Consider the following 19,669-nt stretch of genomic DNA (forward strand, 5'->3'; position numbering starts at 1 on the left):
ATATTCAGTAATGCACCTCTCTCATAATATATTTTGAAAGGTAATAATATAATTATGTCTAGTGCAAACCATGTTGAAGATATTCATGATAATACACCAGTGATAAAACGTGTTGCTACTGCATCAGCAATCGGAACCGCAGCGGAGTATTATGATTTCTTTGCTTATGGCACCGCGGCTGTTTTGTTTTTTGGTCAACTTTTCTTTCCAAGTTCGGACCCATTAATTAGTACTCTGGCCGCTTTTGCAACCTATGCTGTTGGTTTTCTTGCTCGTCCATTAGGGGGGATTGTTTTCGGGCATATTGGCGATAAAGTCGGCCGAAAAAAGGCACTGGTAATTACAATTTTAATTGTAGGATTAGGGACATTTTGTATTGGTCTGTTACCTACATATGAAAAAATTGGTATTTGGGCGCCTGTATTATTAATTTTTATCCGCATCCTTCAAGGATTTGGTGTTGGGGGTGAACAGGCGGGAGCCGTTTTGATGACTGCTGAATATTCTCAGCCCGAACGCCGAGGTTTTTTTGCCAGTTGGGTACAAATTGGCGCACCAACAGGTTTCCTTCTGCCTCTGGCCTTATTTGCGTTGTTAAATGGTACGCTTTCTCATGAGCAAATGCTGGACTGGGGGTGGCGTATTCCGTTCCTGCTGAGTTTGCTGCTGGTTATCGTGGGGCTCTTTATTCGATTAAAAATTGATGAGTCACCTGTCTTTACTCAGATCAGAGAAACAAAAGCTGCGGAGTCACGTCCTGTTGTCGAAGTTATTCGCGATTTTCCTGGTATCGTCGCTAAAGGAGTGTGTGCCAAGCTTGTTGAAGCATGTACCTTCGCTATGTTTACCGTTATTGTGCTGGCATATGGTAAAGCGAATAATCTTGATGAAACATTATTGATGGAAACGATGATCGTTGCTGTGATATTAGAAATTATGGCAATACCATTAATGGGACATCTTTCTGATAAATTAGGCCGTAAACCTATCTATATTATTGGTGCGCTGCTTCAGATTGTTATGATTGTTCCTTTCTTCTTGGCAATCAATCAGGATAGCTATTGGTTAACACAGCTTGTGATGATTATGGTATTAACGATCGGCCACAGTATGTGTTACGCACCACAAGCATCATTCTTCCCTGAATTATTCCCTACCCATATTCGCTGTAGTGGTATTGCCTTAATATGGCAAGTTGGTTCATTAGTTGGTAGCGGAATTCTTGGACTGTTGGCCGTTAAAATTCTTCAGGTAACTGACGGCCATTATTATGGCTTGGCGACCTACGTTATTGTATTAGGAATTATTTCGGTCATTGGATTGTTATTAATGCCAGAGACTGCGCCTAAACGAATTAAGCGTGAACTACACTCATGGGGTGAAAACTGATTATTATCAGTACATTTTATTTTTTAGTTAAATTTTGCCAACATCAGGGATAACGATGAGTATTAATGAGTTTTCTACGCTTAAGCCGCAGGTTGTGGTGCCGCGTTACGACCGACGCCTGCTAAAAACACGTATTGCGCATATTGGCTTTGGCGCATTTCACCGGGCGCATCAGGCGGTCTGTGCCGATAAGCTGGCGGCGGAGCAGGGCAGCGACTGGGGATATTGTGAGATTAACTTGATCGGCGGCGAGCAGCAGATCGAAGCCATTCGCCAGCAGGATTTACTGTGGTCGGTTTCCGAAATGGCGGATAGCGGCTGGCATAGTCGGGTCATCGGTATAGCGACCCGTGCGCTGCACGCGGAAGTCGAGGGCATTGAGGCCGTGCTGGAAGCGCTAAGTGCGCCGGATATCGCCATCGTATCGATTACCGTGACGGAGAAAGGCTATTGCCACCATCCGGCTACCGGGCAATTGAATAGTGAACATCCGCTGATTTGCCACGATCTGGCGTTACCCGCAGAACCACGCTCCCTGCCCGGCGTGATTCTGGCTGCGATCAAACGCAGACGGGAACGTCAGTTACCGGCATTCAGCGTGATGTCCTGCGACAACATGCCAGAGAACGGACACGTTACGCGCAACGTTATCGTGCAGTTGGCCGAACAGCAGGATGTCGAACTGGCGCGCTGGATTGAACAGCACGTCACCTTTCCTTCCACGATGGTTGACAGGATTGTTCCCGCTATCACCGAGGAAACGCTGGAGACGATCCAAGGGCAACTGGGCGTCGCCGATCCGGCTGGGGTCGCCTGCGAGCCGTTCTTCCAGTGGGTGATTGAAGATAACTTTGTTAACGGCCGCCCCGCATGGGAAAAAGCGGGCGCGGAGTTGGTACAGGACGTGCTGCCGTTTGAGGAAATGAAGCTGCGTATGCTCAACGGTAGCCACTCGTTTCTCGCGTATCTGGGCTATCTTGCTGGCTACCAGCACATCAGCGAGTGTATGCAGGACGGTGCGCTGGTCGCGGCGGCACACCATCTGATGCTGCGTGAGCAGGCACCGACGCTGCGTACGCAGGGGGTCGATCTCGCCGCCTATGCGGATGCGCTGCTGGATCGCTATCGCAACCGGGCGCTAAAACACCGCACCTGGCAGATTGCGATGGACGGCTCGCAAAAACTGCCGCAGCGGATTCTGGATTCGATCCGCTGGCATCTGGCGAACGGCAGCCGTTTTGATGCGCTGGCGCTCGGTGTGGCGGGGTGGATGCGTTATGTCGGTGGTATAGATGAGCAAGGGCAACCGATTGAAATCAGCGATCCGTTGAAAGAGGTGATTGCTGAAACCGTGCAACACAGCGTCGAGGGTGAAAGCCGAGTCGCGGCATTGCTGACGCTGACGGCGATTTTTGGTGAGGATTTACCGAAGAACCCCGCTTTTGTAGCGTCGGTGACGCAGCACTATCTGTCATTGTTAGCGAAGGGCGTGAAAGAAACGTTGCAGAAGATAGTCTGGTAGACCGAAAAGCGCGGCGAGTTCGGTAACACTGACACTCGCTGCGCTAAGCGTGTATCATAAGCGCTAAATTTCTTGGCTAAGCACAGCGGCATGGACACCTCTTTTCAGATTAACAACAGCGAACCAGTCAACCAGCAAATTTATCGCGTACTGCGTAAAGACATTGTGGAATGCAATATTCCGCCGGGTAAGTTGCTGTCTGAAAAAGAAATCTCTGTGCGTTTTGATGTTTCCCGCCAGCCGGTTAGAGAGGCTTTTATCAAGCTGGCCGAAGCCGGGCTGGTGCAGATCATGCCGCAGCGCGGTACGTTTGTGATGAAGATCTCCGAGCAGCGCGTGGCGGATGCTCGCTTTATCCGTCAGGCGCTGGAATGTGCCATTGTGCGTCGGGCAGCCGAAATGGTGACAGATGAGCAACTGCTAACGTTGGAGCACAACTTACGCCGTCAGGAACTGGCCGCGCAAAATGAGCAGGTGCGCGAGTTCCTTAGCCTCGATGACAGCTTCCATCAGCTTCTGACACAGATTGCCAACTGTCCGCTGGCGTGGGAAACCATCGAATCGATCAAAGCAACGATGGATCGCGTGCGTTTTCTCAGCCTGAGCCAGGTTTCACCACCGCCCAGCCTGATCCAACAGCACTACCTGATTTTTAGCGCCCTGAAAGCGCGCGATCCTGATGCTGCCGAAAAAGCGATTCGTGAACATTTGCAGGAAATGATCTATTCGATCACGCCGATTGCGCAACAGAATAGCGACTGGTTCGAGCACGCCTGAACGCGTTGACCTAAGTGTGTTGAATAGTGGCTTCCCCGTCTCCGGTGGAAGCCATTTCACAGAAGACTACCTGATCGGCTGTGGCAGGGTAATCACCCACAGTTCGTTATCGGCTTCTGGCTTCTCCAACGGTTTGATGGCTAACGTCGTCTCGACCGCCTTGCCATCTCGCGTCAGTTTGCCATCGGCAGTAACCTGATAGTCGTCCGCCTTATCTTTCGCTTTCACTGGGGATTGCAGCACGGATTGCAGACCAAAATCGTTGTCGTTAATGACGGCCAGCGTTTGTTTATCCACCAGCGCCAGACCTTCCACTTTCTCCTGCTGCCAGCCGAGTTTACGCAGATCCACCAGCTCCTGCTTGCTCGCTAGCGTAATGCCGCGTTTTTCCAACTGGGCGAGATCGTCAAACTCTGGCGATTTGCCATCGGCATCGAACGGCGTCAGGTCGCTTGCCTTGCTGATATCGACCAGATAGATGCGGTTCTGCATTTGCTTGTCTTTATCCGCACCTTGCTCGACCAGCAGAATACGCTGATTATCCAGCGCGACGATATCGCCGATCTTGGCATCCTTCGCTTTCTTATAGCTGTCGATGTTGATGGGGTAGCCCACCATGCGGCTGGTTTTGGTTTCCGGGTTAAACATCACCAGACGCGTAAACTGCGCTTTGTTTTTGCTTTTGCCGTCGATATCCAGCGTGCTTTGCACGGCCATGACGATCGTGCCGTCCGGCAGGCGGGTCAGCCCTTCAAAACCCCGATTCGGCTGACGCCACTTGATGATATTCGGTAAACCGCTGGCAACCGAGTGTTCGTTGCCCGCAGGCGTCGGCCCGAATTTTTGCAGGATCTTCCCGTTGGCATCAACGTGAATCAGGAACGGACCGTATTCGTCACACAGCCAGAAGCCACCTTTACCATCCGGCGTGATCCCTTCGGTGTCCAGCCCGCGCTGGCTGGTGCTGAGCGGTTGTAACGCGTCATTCAGCGCCACTTCGTTGGTGGTACCGATAAAATCCGCAGGCAGTGGCAGGCCGGTGATGTTGCCCTCGGCATCGTGCAGCGAGCGTGGGTTTATGGCTTCGGCAGCTTTCGCGCTCACCCGAATATCCATAATTAGCGGTGCATAATCGGGGCTAGCGAAGATTTTGGCCTCTTTCTCTCCGACCAACGGCGCATCGGCGTTCGGGCCACGATCGGTGATGGTAGTGAACATTAGGTCATCGCCTTGTTTGCCCGTGAAGTAAAGACCAGAGCCGATACCGACAGGCAGACCGTTGGGAAAATTTTTGGCGAATTTGCCCTGATATGAAACATGATCGCTGGCCGGGAAGGTGACGACATAACGCGTCACTTTTTCTCCTTCGGCCTGAACGCTGAACGGCAAAAATCCGGCAACCAGCAGTGCTAACAACGTGTGTTTCATGCTATTCCCCATCAAATGTCATTGTGGTCGTGGCTACGGTGCGTTGACCGTGCCGCCTGTGGTAGACGAAGGGCTGTTCTCCTTCTCCTTATCTTTTTCTTTCATTCCACCTGGATCGGGCCGGGGGTAATCATAATCAATGCGCAGGGGATGTGCATAGGCGCTGTTCCACAGTTGTGTATAAAGCATGTCCACCCGCTGTGCCATTGCCGGGTTCTGGATCACCATTTCCAGATTGCGCGAGTTGTCCAGATAGCCGCCGCTCCAGTTGCTCGTGCCGATCCAGGCTTTTTTGCCATCGATTGTCATGATTTTACTGTGAATCACGCGGGCAAACGGGATGAAGCCGCTGCTGGCTTGAGGGATCGACACCGTTTTGATCTGGATGTTGGGTAGCACCGCCAGGCTTTTCAGGTAGGCGATGTTCGGCATTTTGGTGCTCCATTCGGACACCATCAACTCTACCTGTACACCGCGTGCGGCAGCAGCGCGAATGGCGTTATCGATAACCGCGTAGTAAGGGCGTGTGTTATCCGAGCCGTAGGAAAGCGGGACGTAATCCATCACCTGAATGCGAACCTGCTGCTGAGCTTCGGCTAGCAAACGGGGAAGCTCTTCTTCGGAATCTATCACTCCGGGAGGATTAAACGCTTTGGGGCTGGCAACCAGATAGTTGCCCGAACGGTCAACGGTGTCCGTTGCGGCGGGTAACGGCGAAACCGTTTCACCGTTGGCTAGTCGCGCCTGTGCCTGCCAGTCTTGTTCAAAAATGGCGCTAATCTGATGAACCACGTGCGGATCGTCGATCAATAACCCCGTTTCGTGAATGTGTTCCAGTGCTCGCCAGTCAAGATTCTGGCTGCCCATGTAGGCCTGTTTGCCATCAACCAGCAGGTATTTGGCATGCACAATACCGCCGCTCAGACGTTCAAAAGGAATCACGCGTAGCTCCAAATTAGGAATCGTTTTGAGCTGTTCCAGCGTGTCCTGCGTAGAAATTTTTAGCCCTTTTTCTTCAAGCAGCAGTCGGATTCGCACGCCGCGCTCTCCGGCGGCACGCAGATGCTGTAAGACGTTATCAAAGCGCGTTCCTGCCTGATTCGCGACGTAGAATTGGCCTAGTTCAATGGTGTATTGGGCGTTATCAAACAGCGATATCCATACTGCATCGCTAGGGCGTAAGTCGGGGGCGGTCAGCGTGGTTTCGACCGGGGCGTCATACACGAGTTCATAGCCGGGAATGCGATAGCCGCTCGTGCTGGTGTCGGCATAGGCTGACACACTTACAATAAACAATACGCCTCCTGTCAGCAGTGTGTTGATGCAATGTTTCCAGCGTCGCCCCGGATGGGTGAAACCACTACAATTAAGCATAGCGTTTCTCCGCCATCGCTTTTTCTGTCATGGCACTGTCTGTCACGGAATGATGCGCCACAGCAGGGCCCGCTTTCTGTTGGCGAGTATGCGGCATTCCGGCGCGAATCAGCAGGACTTTCAGCATTTCGTTGATGTGTTCCATCCGGCTTTGCAGGAAATTGTTCCCCAGCAGGCAAATCAGCGCGATGGCGATCCCCAGCCCGGTGGCGTACAGCGCGGTTCCCATTCCGGCAGAAACCTGACTCGGGTCGGAAATTCCGGCGGCAGACAGGGCTTTGAAGGTTTCGATGATCCCCATGATGGTGCCGAGTAGCCCCAGTAGTGGCGCTGCGGTGACGACGGTTTCCAGAATCCATAGTCCGCGCGACAGCTGTGGCTTACTTTGCAGGTATTGTGCGTCGATCAGGTCGTTCAGCGCATCGCGGTTTTCTGCCTGATGTGACTGCGCCAGTACGGGCGTAACGACACTAATGGGCAGACTAGGGCGCTGGGTCAGCGCGTCCGGCAGATCGTGGACGTGGCGAATATCCGCCGTTAGCGTGCGCTCCAGCCGTTTGGCCTGCCGACGCGTATAGGAAAAGTAGAGGCTGCGTTCGATGATGATCATCAGGGCGATCACCAGTGAGGCGTACATGACGTAGAAAATAATCTCGTGCAGCATATCGGCGTTCATGGCCTGATCCTTCTATTGCCTTGTTGGGCGTTGTTTGTGATGAGCGCCAGCGCGGGAAACCGCGCTGGCGTATGACATTATTGGATTAGAACGTGGCTTCCAGTGAGGCGCTGAAGGTGCGTTCTTCTCCGACGTTGTAAAACGGTGTGCCTGCCGATACGCCGTTGTACGATCTTGAGTTGAAGCTTACTGAGCGCGCAGAGTCGAGATACGCTTTGTCGAACAGGTTGTTGACGCCAAAGCGTAAGGTGGCGCTTTTCACGATCTTCTTATCCACTGGCAGATAGACGCCGGCGCTGAGATCGAAAACGGTACGTCCACCGATCTTCTCGTCATTGGTCATGTCGCCGTAGAACGAGCCAACGTAGCGGCTGTTCACGCCAGCGTAGTAAAGGCCGTCGTCATAGCCCAGTCCGAGGTTGAGCATATTTTTCGGCGCATTAGCGACCTGCTTGCCCGTGGTAGGGAGCTGGCTACCGCTGGTGGCGAGATTGTTTTTCTGCTCGGTGTCGGTATAGGTGTAAGCCGCAAAGTAGTTGAAGTTATGAGGCAGTTTGCCGCTCCATTCCAACTCCAGACCTTTGTTTTCTACTTTCCCGGCATTGATCATTTCGTAATCGCCGTTGGCGTCACGGCTGGAGATCTGACGATCGGTAAAGCGGATAAAGAACAGCGAAGCGCTCAGCAGCATGTTCTCATCCTGGAAGCGCCAGCCGAGTTCCTGATTCCAGCTCAGCTCCGGTTTGGTGTTGATGGAGTCGCCAACGTTGTACAAGATGTAGTTGGGCGGGGTACGCATGTTGCGCGTGATGTTATAGAACACCTGATTTTCGGTGTTGATGCGGTAAGCCGCGTTAAAGCTGGGCAGGAATTCGTGGTACTTCTTGTTCTTTTTCTCTGCAACGTTATACAAGCTGCCGAGGTTAGTGCCGTCACGTTCTACGTGCTGATAGGCGAGACCGCCAGTGAACGTCCATTCCGGTGAGAAGAACCAGGTGTCCTGTACCCAGATTTTATGTGCTGGCGTGACGGTAAACTGGTTACGCCCTTGAACCACCTTCCCGTTGGCGTCAGTGATCTGATTCGCATCGCCGGGTTTGCCTGAGATGTTAACCGGGTTGCCGTCGCTTTGGAGCGGAATGAATGGCTGCGTTTGGCGCTGGCGGGCACGTTCAAACCAGTAGCCGATATCCAGGCTATGCTCGTCGTTAAGATCCCATTTCAGCTTGGTGGTGATACCCGGTCGCCAGGTTTCCGTCCACGACGGGCGGTAGTAGGTGTTGGAGGTCAGATTACTGAGATCGTAGTTACCCGCGCGGTCTGACGTCGCGGATAACACGCTGGCGCTTCCGCTACCAAAGCTGCCGCCGTTCGTCGAGAAATAGTAAGGCTGTAAGGTCAATGCCAGATTGTCGCGTAGCTGCAATTTCTGAGTGAAGGTGACATTCAGCGTTTCAAAGTTATTGCGGTTGATTTTGTAGTATTGAGAAATCTGTCCACGGCTGTTGTAAACCGGCGTTGTAGCGTAATCCATCTTACGCCCGTTTTGCTCGAACTGCCGTTTGCTCAACGTCGAATAGTTGATGGCATCTTGCTGATTATATTTCACAATCAGGCTACTGCTGTGGCCATTTTCATGTTCATACAGGCCATTCCACTCGACTTTATCGGCGCGGGAATAGCCTGCGCCACGCCATTTGTCGGAGTCGGTATACGAGTAAGAAAGCCAACTGCTAAAACCGTTGTGTTTACCGGTTTCCAGACGGGCGAAGGTCTTGCTGAGATTGTTACTGCCGAACGTCTGCTTAACGAAGCCGCCAAACTCTTTCGCCGGACGGTGGGAAACCAGCCCAATGTTACCGCCGCTGGCACCGATGTGCGGACCATCCATTTCTGACGAGCCTTGGGTAACGAAAATCTGCTCCAGGTTTTCCGGGTCACCCATGCCGTTCGGGTACACGGCGTAGTCACCGGAGTCATTAACGGGGATACCGTCTGATGACAGGCCGACCTGATCCGCACTCATGCCGCGCATGGTATAGCTGACGCCGCTCAAGCCGCTGGCATCGTTACTGCTGACATTCAAACCCGCCGTGTATTTCAGTTTATCAATGGCGTTGCCTGCTGCTGGCATCTTGTCCAGCGCGTCTTTCGTCACGGTCGAGCGTGATTTGGCGCTGTCTTCCTGAACCATTAGCCCTGCGCCGAGCGGTTGCCCCTGTACGTTGATCGTGCCGACATTTGTCGCTTCCTCTGCCAGTGCGGAACCTGCCAATAAGGCGCCGACGACGGACAAACATACCCCAGAAAGTGTGAACGGTTTCATTTAATAATCCTAGTTTTATCAATAAGGTATTGTTGACGTTACTTTTGCTTATTCACCCTCTTGCTCAGGCGCGACACGCTATTGCGCCTGATAATCGAACGTGGCTAAAAAGCGTTTTGTGCTTTGTCCTGCAAAGGCGTCGGCAGGGAAAGCCCGAACCTGTTTGATGCTCTGTAAGCTGGCTTGCGCAGCACGGTTTAGCAACATGCTTGGCGCTTTGCTGTTGATCCCTGAGCTGATAACGCGTCCTGTGCGATCCACTTCCAGCCAGACTTCAACGCGGCCTTCGGGACGCTCAAGCGATGCCTGTCTTCCAGTTGGGTAGCGTTTGATTTGTTCAAGCTGCGCGCGCAGCGCCTGCGCATAGCTATTTTCCAGCGCGGCGACATTCACCGGCGGCGTGGAAGGGGCTGCCGGTGTTGGAGGCTTGGCCGGGGCTTCCGGGCGTGGTGTAGTCGGTTTAGCCTGAGCAGGTGTCGGTTTAGGTTTGGTTTCTGCCTTGGGTTTAGCCTCTGATTTAGGCTTAGGCTTCACTTCCGGTTTCGGAGGCGTAACCGGCGGAGCTTCTATGATCGGATCGGGTTCATTAACCGGAATCGGCTCTGGTTCTGGTTCCGGCTGTGGCACAGGTTCTGGGATCGGTTCGGGCTGGGGAACTGACTCCGGTTCAGCCAGCGTGAGTGCCATGACCGTTTCGTCGTATTGCTGCTGAACTTTCAGCGGTGGTTGTTGGCTGGCGAAGAACAGGCAGGTGGCAAAGACCGGTAATGGTAACCAACTGATGGTGTGGCGTGAGCGATAGAGCAGATACATGTCACGATTTCCGGGTTGCGATAGAAATGGACGAAAAGCCCCCTTGACGCAGGGTATCCATGACGGCGACCAGACGCTCAACCTCGACGCTTTTATCGCTGTTGATAATGATGGTGGTTTGCTGGTCTTGTTGCTGCTGTTGCAGCGTCGTAACGAGATCGCTCAGTGCCATCGGCTGTCCGTCCAGCTCAAGATGATCCTGTGCGCCCAGTGTGATGATCGCTTTCTTCTGCGGTTTAAGTTGCTGTGCGCTGCCTGCGGCGGGGAGCTGTGTTTTCAGGCCTAGCGCTGGAATAACGTTCATGCTGATCAGGACAAAGAAGACCAACAGGAACATCATCACATCGATCATGGGAACTAAATCGATGTGGGCTTTCTGCTTTTTAGGTTCGTTCCAGTTTCTCATTACTCATTTCCCTACAGGCGCGAATGCCTGAATATCTGAACAGGGCAATTCGCGTGGCGCCGAAACAAAGCAGCCAATATAGGTAGGGTTTGTTTAATTTTTCTTACATTTATGTGATTATTTTTTCATTTTGATCCGTTTTTTTGGTAATTTTTTGTCAAAAAATAAGTTTTTTGATGTTTTTACATCATGAATTAACAGCAGCGGGAGAATCCCCTGAGAAAGGAAAAGTACGCCAGTCGAGTGAGAACAGCAGAAAAGCAATAGCCAGTGAAGCCACTGGCCGGAGGAGGGATTCTTTAACTTGAGAGCTATCCTTTTCCGCGTGGTTTCCTGAAAGCGAAAAAGAGTTGCAGCGTGTTGCATAGCACCAGAAAAGCGGTGACAACGAACACCCAGCGGAACCCCATCAGGGCGGAGACACCGGAACCCATCAGTGGCCCCAGCACGTTGCCTAAATACATGAATGACTGGTTATAGCCGAAGATGCGGCCTGTCACCTGCTGACTGCTGTATTTGACCAACAGCGCCTGCACGGTTGGCATCAGTGCACCATCGGCAAAGCCCAGCATGAAACGCAGAATGCCAAGCTGTGTCGGGCTTTGTACCACTGCCATGACCAGGAATAGCAGTACGCTGATCGCCAGCGCGGCGATCAGGACGCGATGTGCGCCGATGCGGTCACCTAAACGGCCAAGGCGTGGTGCCGATAGCAGAGCGGAAACGCCAGGAATGGCCGCAATCACGCCGCTGATAAAAGCAATATTGTCCGTGCCGGGAGCCAGATCGCGGATGAATAAGGTGAGAATAGGGCTGATGGAGCCGTTTGCCATCTGGATCATCATTGTCGTAATGAACAGACAGATGATAAGTGCTGGATAGGGAAGCGAAGCAAAGACCGCTTTCCCGCTGAGTCGATTCTCTTTGGTGACCTTAACCACACTCTCTTTAATCGCGAAAAGCGTAATCAGGAAGCTGGTAAACAGCATGCCTCCCGTGATGAAAAAGACGATACGTAGCCCGATATAGTCAGCCATAAAGCCACCGAATAAGGGACCGAGGATGACGCCTGCGATCTGTCCGGTCGATAGCATCCCCAGCGCCCAGCCGCTTTTTTCACGCGGAACCTGTGAGGCGATCAGTGCCATCGCGTTGGGAATGTAGCCGGAGGTCAGCCCCATTAACGAACGCAGGATGAACAACTGCCACACGTTGGTCGCTAACCCTTGCAGCGACATCACGATCGCCATGCCGAGCGCAGCGCGCAGCAGCATGAGCTTGCGCCCCTTACGGTCGGCGAGGCTTCCCCATAGCGGTGCCACGGCAGCAGAGATGAGAAAAGACGAGCTGAAGATCAAACCAGACCACAGGCTCAGCGATTCGTGTGAATTCACACCAAGCTGCTCAATGTACAGTGGCAAGAAGGGCAGTATCTGGCTCATGGCCAGCCCGGTGAAAAAGCATCCCAGCCAGGCAGAGAAGAGGTTAAGTTTCCAGGTTTCCATGTGGGCGGAAGGGGCCTTCATCAGCGAATAACCAATGGCGAAATTGTGGTTACCGTGCGTAAAAAGTGGGCTAACTGCTAGCGAATAGCGCTCAATTAATAACGGAGAGTGACTAAAATTTCGTCTTTCATCATGAGCATAGCATAGCCCGCAGCGTATTGGTTACTGAGGGTAATGATTCGCAACAAAAGAAAATCAGCATCAGTAGGGGATAGCGTGGGTTAATATAATTTTGTGATTCACGTCACAAAAAATGTGCTTTTGCTAGGCTGCCGTTGTACAATTCACCGACATAAGGCAAAGCATCGCCATTAAGAGAAAAGTTATTCCATCGCGTGATTAAAACTATTGCTTAATTAAACAATAAGTTAAGTAAAACCAAGGTGAAAAAAGTGCGTAACTTCTTTAAAAAAATGCTGGCGGCTTACCTGAATACTTATAAAGACGTGCCGCCTGGCGCACTGTTCTAAGAATCTGTGCTATGCAAGCAGGCCGCCATATTGGCGGCCTGTTTATTGATGGGGCCGACTTATTTTGAGAATCAACGTAACGTGGTTCTCAGTCCGTTCCCATTTTCATCGTGATATTACTTCGTACTGTAGACCGGAACCGCTGTCACTTCTGGCACGGCCTCGGTCAAGTAAGCACCGGCTGCGCTGCTTTTGACTTCATTCTCATCAATAAAGCCATAGAACACGCCCTGCGACGCGGAAACGCCGCGAATTTCTGCATCCCCGCGCATTTGCGCATTGCCTGATAACACAATACCGCGTTCATAGGCTCCCGGCCCCATGAAGACCGTATGTAGCCGCGCGTTATCACGTACGACAGTATCGCCCTGCATAACGGTGAGGCCGCTCACAACGGCACGACCTTCTACTGTTCCGCTCAGAATCGTTGCACGATCTTCAATTCTGGCGTTATCCCTCACCGTACCACCGATGACGCGAGCGTAAGGCCCGACGTATGCGGTAGGGGCGACATTCGCGGAATTAGACACCCAGCCGCCGCCGTTTGGATGGCGAGAGCCGTTAGCGGTTGGATTTGGCGCTCCGGGCTGGCTGCCCTCCGGCCAAACGCCAGTGAAATCAGCCATCCACGGATAGCGGTAAAGGGAGTAGTAAGCCTGATCCCACTTGATTTTCTGCATTTGCGACGGTGTGCCCATCACGACCATGTAAATGCCGCGATCGTCCTGTCGAATAGTGAAATTTTTCACCGTTGCCGATGCACCGCGCTGCAATTCGCTATAACGTGAAACACCGTCTGCGCCAATCGCAACAAGACCCCAGCGCCAGTCTGAATTAGGCTGCGGCATGGTTACCGGATCGTTTTTCAGTCCAGGGAAGCGGGTAATGGCCGATTTACTTTGCACCATGCCACGGAATTTGACGGTGATTTTCGTCGCACCATTTTCAGGGATTAATCGGACGATGTTGTAGCCCAACTGCTGCGGAGCCTGATCGAACGGTACAGAGAAACGCCTGAGGCTGGCGCTGGCACCGACCACCGGCTCAAGCGCTGTGGTTCTCAACAGACGGTCGGCGTTACTCTGGTTAGGTTGTACCGCACCATAGCCGCCATAGGTTGAACGATAGAAACGACCACGATCGAAACCATCGGGATCGACGTAATCCCAGTTGACGTTGTGCATCGCCCAGTCGCCGAAGACGTCGTTGAATTCAGACTGGCTCCAGCCCATGTTGGTGCGTAAAACGGATAGCGGATCGGCGGTAGACTGGCCGCTTTCGCCCCATTTCGGCGCTTTTGCCCACATATCGTTGATAGCACCATAACCGAAACGGTTCTTCAGGTATTCCATAAACTGCCAGTTGCAGTAGCGGTTACGCGTTGAACCCAAATAAATATGCGAATAGTTGACCTGCATTTCTGAACAGTGTGCTGACGTACCGCGGAATTCATCCATCTGGTGCGTCATCCAGTTCGCGTGGGATTCCCAAATCCAGCCCACGTAGTTATCTCCCGTGCTCTGAAAACCGCCAGTTTGCCCTTGCAGCGCATGGGTAAATTCGTGCGCCAGCCCCCAGTTATCCTTGAGTGAGGCTGGCCCGATCCACATCCCCATACTGCCACCGCCAGCAATACCGCCGCTGAGGCCAAAAGTGGGATCGATGTGGATATTGGCTTTATATTTCACGGTTTGTTTGCAGTAAGGTTCGGGATACTGAATTTGGTTAATGAACTTATCCCAAATTTGTTCCAGTTTCTGCCCTGCGGCAACCGCATCATTACGGTTAACGTCGTTATTATTCCAGCGGAAGGCAAAGTGCTCCGTTTGGTATTTCACGGAAGGCATATCAGTGATGGAATTATCCACCTGCCAACTGCCTGCGACACAAGCCTCAGCGGCGTTTGCCGTATTGACCATTAATGCGCCACTTAAAACGAGTAGACAGTTTAGGGGCGTGAGACGTGTTTTTATTTTTGGCATAAATCCTTTTCCTAGCATGAATATTGCTAATTAGACTTATTATTTCGCGAGAATAGATTCCTCGTTAATATATAAGACTCCATCCCAAGGCCATCATGGCCTATACCCGTCATACTTCAAACTGCCTGTGCGTGAACGCCCATTCAGTTGGAATTATTCAGGAGCTATTTTGCTTAAGTGAAAATATATCGACCTCTGTAGAAAGAGGTCGATTGGAGTATAGGTTAATTTTACCGTGTTAACTATTTCATTTTAAGTTTTGGTTATGTCCTGGTTTCCTAAAATAATGTGATTGTTGGTGTAGTGCTTTATTAACCAATAAAGCAAGCTGGCAGCCAGTAACGAATTAAAGGCAGGTACACCCCACTCAAAGGCTAATCCGACGATGGCTCCAACAACGCTGGCGATAATTGCTGGCCAGCCAATCAGTGGCGTTTGCGTGCTGTCGGGTAATTGGCCTTCAGCACGACTGGTGTCGAGCAGCGTTCTGTGAGTGCGTAGAATATAATAATCAACCAGCATCACGCCGATAATTGGTGGGAATAACACGCCCAATAGCGTCAGGAAATCGATAAAGCGGTCCAGAATACCAGCCACGGATAGCGCGGTACCGATGAGGCCAATCACCAGTGTTATTGATACATAACGCAGTTTTTTCCCCGTTACGCCTTCTATCGCATTGGCGATACCTAAAGAGGAAGAATAAAGATTGATATCATTTACCCTCAATGTCGAAAATATAACGGCAATGAGCCCAAGTCCGCCCGCAGCCTGGGACATGATCGTTACGACGTCCGCAGTATTGAGTGCGCGGGCAATAATGATGGCGAGGCCATTCACAATAAATTCCCCGACGATAATCGACAGCATTGTCATCCAGAAAACGTGTTTTCCTTTTTGGGAATAACGCGTCATATCTGGGGTAATTAAGCTGGCGACAATACAGCCGCCTACCACCATCGTCGCGCCTGCGCTAATGGAAATAACCTCGCCGTTGGGGGCTGAGGCAAGCAGTTCAGCAATATTGTGGCCGGAGAGCGTCATGATCGAAATATAGCCGACGACGAGAACAAACATCGGTACGGCAATTTTAGCGGTGAAGCGTAATGCTCTGAAGCCAAAGGCAACCAGCAGTGTCAGCGCAATGCCGGAAAGGGCAGCAGACCAGCCAAAGCCGAGTTTATTTTCCATTGCGAAGTTGAGTGCTTTGGCGAATACGGCATTTTGGACACCAAACCAGCCAATAAGGCTAATGGCGATAACCAATCCAATCAGGACTGATCCAATACGGCCGAAACCGCACCAGCGCGCCAGAAGGCTGCCGGACATGCCTTCTTTCATCCCTGCATAGCCTAATCCCACGGTCACTACGCCAAAAATGGCGCTGCCAATAAAGATGGCGATAAATGCCTGGCTTAGCGTCATTGAATGGCCGAGCACTGCGCCTAGCATAAATTGGTCTAGCGCGGTTAACATCCCGATGTGCACTAAAGCGACATTTAAAAAAGGCAGTCGAACATTTAGCGGAACGCGACTGACCGGATAATCATCTATTTTTTCCATGTGGGTATATTCGCTTATATAAATTGAATGCCTTTTGTGATGAGAGTGCGGGGAACGTAGCTGTCTACACCAAGATTTCGACAAAATGCTTCAAATTGCTGTAGAGAATGCGTGTCAGTTTTTTGGTACATGTTATAGACCCTGTTCTCTATTGTTTTCGGTGTAACGTTCATTTTTTTGGCAATTTCTTTATTTGAAAAGCGTTGCAATAGCAGAAATATAATGTCGAGTTCTGCCGGAGTAAAAACATCGGTGGAGAGTTCTGTTTGTAATAAGGTTGGCTTTTGCTGATTGATATAGAGCAGCGGAGACAGGGAATCTAACTGTCTGGCGCTCCACATTGTGCCAATACAGACCTTGTTTTTATCAAAGATGGGAATTTTTTCGCTAACGCAAGGTGTGAGTGTTTTTTTGCCATACCAGTAATCTGTTTCGATTACTGTCACGCGTTTCTCACTATTTTCCGTCAATCTATCATGCTCTTTTAAACCATCAGAGAGTTCAGCCCAACTGGCAGGAAATTCATCATCAAAACGACCCTCGATGTCAAATCGCTCCGGCGTTCCTGTATAAAAAAACGCCGCCTTGTTCATGTAAATATGCCGTGATGATAAATCTTTAATACCCCATGGCTCGTTTAAATACTCCATCATAGTAATTAGATTTTGAATATAGTCCGTCATGCTTTCTACCAATGGTGGCATTCTGCCCTCCTGAGGGCGAAATTAATTAGAGACGTTTTAATTTTTAATAATGATTAATATTATTTTGTTTATTATTATCTTGCTAACTTATGATTCACTTACCATTTTTTTATTTCCTATGCAAGGGTGTTTTTGGCCTTTTATTATTGTATATTTATGTGATAAAATTTCCTGCCACGTATTTTTATGTGTATTATACGTCTGTGGCATGACGAAATTAAGTGAAATATTCGCTACACCAGGGAAATAATGCTTCCCCCTTCAAGGGATGGCATTGGGGTTTAAACAAAGAAATAAATTATTCTAATTTTACTATCTGATTTTTAAGTGTTTTTATGTCGTTAATTTTTATCTGTTCTTAACAATGCAGAGCATCGCCCGGTTTATGCCAGCGAAATGTAGCACTATTTCTTCGCTGGCATCTCCTCTCCCGACCGATCCCCATCACATAACGTATGTTGCAACATAGGCAAAAAGACGACATTGTTATTGCCCCATGGAATTGTTACGGCTTTCTATCGCATTGCTCTGGTGTAACGCTCGATAGCGCACCATTTTTTACCGTTCATATATAGAGGCCGGAGAGTGGACTGAATGTCGTTAAAAGCCTTACGCACGCTGGTTGCGATTGCCCAGTATGGATCTTTTTCCCGTGCGGCTGAGGCCGTATGCCTGACGCAATCAGCCGTTAGCCTGCACGTTCGTGCTTTGGAGGAGGATTTCAATGCGTCACTTTTCGATCGCTCACGTCGCGTTCCGGTTCTGACTGAAGCGGGACTCCGTGCGGTGGAGCAAGCGCGGGAAATTCTTGCGCAATATGACGCGATTGCCACCGAGCTAGGCGAGGGCGGTGAACTAGCCGGACGCCTGCGAGTTGGTGCGATCCAAACTGCTTTGGCCGGCGTTTTGCCCGCCGCACTGGCTGCGTTGCGTCGTGCTCATCCACGTTTGCGTGTTCAGGTGAATTCTGGGATGTCGGCGGAGCTGGCTATCCGTATTGACGCCGGGGAGCTGGATGCCGCCGTGACGACCGAACCGGTAAAACCCTATCCAACCGGTTTGGTGAGTACGCCACTGTATCAGGAAGGATTCTGGATTATTGCGCCGTCAGATCTGGCGTCTCTGGATGCCAGCTCGCTCTTACAGCACTATCCCTTTATTCGTTTCGATCGCCGCGCCTGGGCTGGGCGAACCATCGATCGTGAGCTGCGTCGTCAGCGACTGCGGGTACAAACCGATATGGAGTTGGACAGTCAGGATGCCATTATCCAGATGGTTACCTGCGGGCTTGGCGTGGCAGTTATTCCGCTGTCCGAACGGGAGAGGGAGCGTTTGGATAATCTGACCTGTCTCCCATTTGGGGCTCCCCAACAACAGCGGCGTGTTGTGCTGCTGGAGCGAGAAGATCGCCCGGCGGGGCGTTTTGCCACGGCGCTGGCCGAAGCTATACGGACGCAGGCGGGTAAGGCTGCAATCCATGAGAAATAATTGAGTTAATGTTGATTTAATCTCGTTTTTTTCTCATCGAAAGTCCCGCTATGGTAGTACCTGTTTCGTCACTTTCAGGTATTGAACTATGGTGTTCCATTCGCAATTCTCCCCACTTTCACCGTCTTCCCCCTTGCGTGGCAGCCTATGATCGTCTCTCTCCTGTTGGCATTATTGCCGATTGCTCTGCTGATTATTCTGGGATCGTGGTTACGCCAACGTGCTTTTTTGGCGGCAGTATTCTGGCCGCAGGCTGAAAAGCTGGGTTATTACATTCTGCTTCCTGCACTGTTTCTGCATGGACTGGCGACAGCGCGTTTGGATGGCGTGCCGATAACGGCGATGATCCTGACACTGGTGTGCTCGACGTTGGCGGTGGCCGTCGTGCTGGTTGCGGTGCGCCGCTTCTTTCCCGTTGATGATTCGGCGTTTACTTCAATCTTTCAGGGAGGCGTCCGTTTTAATAACTACGTTGGCGTGTCTGCTGCCGCTGGGTTATTTGGCGCACACGGTGTGGCGCTTGCTGCCGTCGCGAATGCGGCGATTGTGCCGACGGTCAATATTCTTTGTGTATTGGTCTTCGCCCGCTACGGCAATGCTGGGACGCCTTCATTCAAGAATATTGCCCGATTGTTGGTGTTGAACCCGTTGGTGGTGGCCTGCGCTATCGGCATTACTTTGCAGATTGCCGCTTTAGGTCTGCCGCCGGGGATTGAACCGGTTCTAAAATCGCTAGGGCAAGCGTCACTGCCGCTGGGGTTGTTGTGTGTCGGTGCGGCGCTGGATTTTTCTGCCGCTCGTAGCTGGTTGCGCCCGGTAGTGATTGCATCATGTGCAAAATTCATTGCCATGCCGCTGGTGACGATCGTCGCCTGCTACCTCTTTAATCTGTCTGGTGCGGCGGCGATTGCTGCACTGCTGTTTCAGGCACTGCCGACGGCATCGTCGTCTTACATTATGGCTCGTCAGCTTGGCGGTGATGCGCCATTGATGGCAGGTATCATTGCGATTCAAACCTTGATGGCAGGCGTCGCGTTGCCGCTGGCAGTCCTTGGGCTGAGTGGACTGTTATGAATCTCTCAAATGTTTCTTTTTTAACAATGCCTCGTTAACGATATGGTGATTTGTTCTTTTATATCTATTTGTATTTTAATGAAATTAATCATTTTATTGAAGTATTAATAATAATGCGTATAGTTATCATTTACCTTTCTGTGCAAATGTTGACAAAAAACGCCTCAGCATC

General features: G+C 51.1%; 16 protein-coding genes. 6 read left to right on the forward strand and 10 right to left on the reverse strand.

Annotation, left to right across the window (positions count from 1 at the left end; all coding sequences use genetic code 11):
* Positions 1 to 54 precede the first annotated feature (54 nt).
* From E2566_RS04355 to E2566_RS04365, 3 genes are all read left to right on the forward strand, one after another.
* Complete coding sequence (locus E2566_RS04355) at positions 55 to 1,389, forward strand: MFS transporter (RefSeq protein ID WP_107168206.1); 1,335 nt, start codon at positions 55 to 57, stop codon at positions 1,387 to 1,389.
* Between the two features lie 55 nt (positions 1,390 to 1,444).
* Positions 1,445 to 2,911, forward strand: a complete 1,467-nt coding sequence (locus E2566_RS04360) for a mannitol dehydrogenase family protein (protein WP_107168205.1) — start codon at positions 1,445 to 1,447, stop codon at positions 2,909 to 2,911.
* A 90-nt stretch (positions 2,912 to 3,001) separates the two neighbouring features.
* Positions 3,002 to 3,688, forward strand: a complete 687-nt coding sequence (locus E2566_RS04365; protein ID WP_011092523.1) for a GntR family transcriptional regulator — start codon at positions 3,002 to 3,004, stop codon at positions 3,686 to 3,688.
* A gap of 66 nt (positions 3,689 to 3,754) precedes the next feature.
* On the opposite strand, the gene E2566_RS04370 is transcribed toward E2566_RS04365, so the two are convergent.
* The 7 genes from E2566_RS04370 to E2566_RS04400 all read right to left on the reverse strand — a co-directional run bounded on the left by E2566_RS04370 (position 3,755) and on the right by E2566_RS04400 (position 12,216).
* On the reverse strand, positions 3,755 to 5,116 hold the full coding sequence (locus tag E2566_RS04370) for an esterase-like activity of phytase family protein (RefSeq protein ID WP_107168204.1): 1,362 nt from the start codon (positions 5,114 to 5,116) through the stop codon (positions 3,755 to 3,757).
* Between the two features lie 33 nt (positions 5,117 to 5,149).
* Entirely contained in the window at positions 5,150 to 6,490 is a 1,341-nt protein-coding gene (locus E2566_RS04375; RefSeq protein ID WP_107168203.1) for a phospholipase D-like domain-containing protein, read from the reverse strand.
* Entirely contained in the window at positions 6,483 to 7,166 is a 684-nt protein-coding gene (locus E2566_RS04380) for a MotA/TolQ/ExbB proton channel family protein (protein ID WP_107168202.1), read from the reverse strand. Before E2566_RS04380 ends, E2566_RS04375 begins: the two co-directional genes overlap by 8 nt.
* Positions 7,167 to 7,251: 85 nt before the next feature.
* A complete protein-coding gene (locus E2566_RS04385; protein WP_107168201.1) occupies positions 7,252 to 9,492 on the reverse strand; it encodes a TonB-dependent receptor family protein in 2,241 nt (746 codons plus the stop codon).
* Between the two features lie 78 nt (positions 9,493 to 9,570).
* The gene (locus E2566_RS04390; protein ID WP_107168200.1) at positions 9,571 to 10,305 is read right to left on the reverse strand and encodes an energy transducer TonB; all 735 of its coding nucleotides are present in this window, start codon (positions 10,303 to 10,305) and stop codon (positions 9,571 to 9,573) included.
* 1 nt (position 10,306) lies between these two features.
* Positions 10,307 to 10,711: an ExbD/TolR family protein gene (locus tag E2566_RS04395; protein WP_107168199.1), complete on the reverse strand. Its 405-nt coding sequence runs from the start codon at positions 10,709 to 10,711 to the stop codon at positions 10,307 to 10,309.
* A 311-nt stretch (positions 10,712 to 11,022) separates the two neighbouring features.
* Entirely contained in the window at positions 11,023 to 12,216 is a 1,194-nt protein-coding gene (locus E2566_RS04400) for a multidrug efflux MFS transporter (RefSeq protein ID WP_107168198.1), read from the reverse strand.
* A gap of 413 nt (positions 12,217 to 12,629) precedes the next feature.
* Here E2566_RS04400 and azuC point away from each other — a divergent pair, with 413 nt between their 5' ends.
* On the forward strand, positions 12,630 to 12,686 hold the full coding sequence (gene azuC / locus E2566_RS22020) for a stress response protein AzuC (protein ID WP_125176151.1): 57 nt from the start codon (positions 12,630 to 12,632) through the stop codon (positions 12,684 to 12,686).
* A gap of 116 nt (positions 12,687 to 12,802) precedes the next feature.
* Here azuC and E2566_RS04410 read toward each other — a convergent pair whose 3' ends face one another.
* The 3 genes from E2566_RS04410 to E2566_RS04420 form a co-directional block, all read right to left on the reverse strand.
* The gene (locus tag E2566_RS04410; protein ID WP_107168197.1) at positions 12,803 to 14,668 is read right to left on the reverse strand and encodes an Svx/AvrXca family virulence/avirulence protein; all 1,866 of its coding nucleotides are present in this window, start codon (positions 14,666 to 14,668) and stop codon (positions 12,803 to 12,805) included.
* A gap of 252 nt (positions 14,669 to 14,920) precedes the next feature.
* Positions 14,921 to 16,231, reverse strand: coding sequence for a purine-cytosine permease family protein (locus E2566_RS04415; RefSeq protein ID WP_107168196.1), 1,311 nt, complete (start codon positions 16,229 to 16,231; stop codon positions 14,921 to 14,923).
* Between the two features lie 14 nt (positions 16,232 to 16,245).
* On the reverse strand, positions 16,246 to 16,935 hold the full coding sequence (locus E2566_RS04420; protein ID WP_107168195.1) for a helix-turn-helix transcriptional regulator: 690 nt from the start codon (positions 16,933 to 16,935) through the stop codon (positions 16,246 to 16,248).
* 594 nt (positions 16,936 to 17,529) lie between these two features.
* On the opposite strand from E2566_RS04420, the gene E2566_RS04425 reads away from it, so the two are divergent.
* Complete coding sequence (locus E2566_RS04425; protein ID WP_107168194.1) at positions 17,530 to 18,423, forward strand: LysR family transcriptional regulator; 894 nt, start codon at positions 17,530 to 17,532, stop codon at positions 18,421 to 18,423.
* A gap of 147 nt (positions 18,424 to 18,570) precedes the next feature.
* A complete protein-coding gene (locus tag E2566_RS04430; protein WP_107168193.1) occupies positions 18,571 to 19,497 on the forward strand; it encodes an AEC family transporter in 927 nt (308 codons plus the stop codon).
* Positions 19,498 to 19,669: the final 172 nt, after the last annotated feature.

The organism is Pectobacterium punjabense, assembly GCF_012427845.1.
Taxonomy (GTDB): Bacteria; Pseudomonadota; Gammaproteobacteria; order Enterobacterales; family Enterobacteriaceae; genus Pectobacterium; species Pectobacterium punjabense.

Coding starts and splice junctions, on each gene's coding strand:
- E2566_RS04360 (WP_107168205.1), top strand. CDS start 1,445: ATGAGTATTAATGAGTTTTCTACGCTTAAGCCGCAGGTTGTGGTGCCG.
- E2566_RS04395 (WP_107168199.1), bottom strand. CDS start 10,711: ATGAGAAACTGGAACGAACCTAAAAAGCAGAAAGCCCACATCGATTTA.
- E2566_RS04355 (WP_107168206.1), top strand. CDS start 55: ATGTCTAGTGCAAACCATGTTGAAGATATTCATGATAATACACCAGTG.
- E2566_RS04430 (WP_107168193.1), top strand. CDS start 18,571: ATGATCGTCTCTCTCCTGTTGGCATTATTGCCGATTGCTCTGCTGATT.
- E2566_RS04415 (WP_107168196.1), bottom strand. CDS start 16,231: ATGGAAAAAATAGATGATTATCCGGTCAGTCGCGTTCCGCTAAATGTT.
- E2566_RS04390 (WP_107168200.1), bottom strand. CDS start 10,305: ATGTATCTGCTCTATCGCTCACGCCACACCATCAGTTGGTTACCATTA.
- E2566_RS04420 (WP_107168195.1), bottom strand. CDS start 16,935: ATGCCACCATTGGTAGAAAGCATGACGGACTATATTCAAAATCTAATT.
- E2566_RS04365 (WP_011092523.1), top strand. CDS start 3,002: ATGGACACCTCTTTTCAGATTAACAACAGCGAACCAGTCAACCAGCAA.
- E2566_RS04400 (WP_107168198.1), bottom strand. CDS start 12,216: ATGGAAACCTGGAAACTTAACCTCTTCTCTGCCTGGCTGGGATGCTTT.
- E2566_RS04410 (WP_107168197.1), bottom strand. CDS start 14,668: ATGCCAAAAATAAAAACACGTCTCACGCCCCTAAACTGTCTACTCGTT.
- E2566_RS04385 (WP_107168201.1), bottom strand. CDS start 9,492: ATGAAACCGTTCACACTTTCTGGGGTATGTTTGTCCGTCGTCGGCGCC.
- E2566_RS04375 (WP_107168203.1), bottom strand. CDS start 6,490: ATGCTTAATTGTAGTGGTTTCACCCATCCGGGGCGACGCTGGAAACAT.
- E2566_RS04370 (WP_107168204.1), bottom strand. CDS start 5,116: ATGAAACACACGTTGTTAGCACTGCTGGTTGCCGGATTTTTGCCGTTC.
- E2566_RS04380 (WP_107168202.1), bottom strand. CDS start 7,166: ATGAACGCCGATATGCTGCACGAGATTATTTTCTACGTCATGTACGCC.
- E2566_RS04425 (WP_107168194.1), top strand. CDS start 17,530: ATGTCGTTAAAAGCCTTACGCACGCTGGTTGCGATTGCCCAGTATGGA.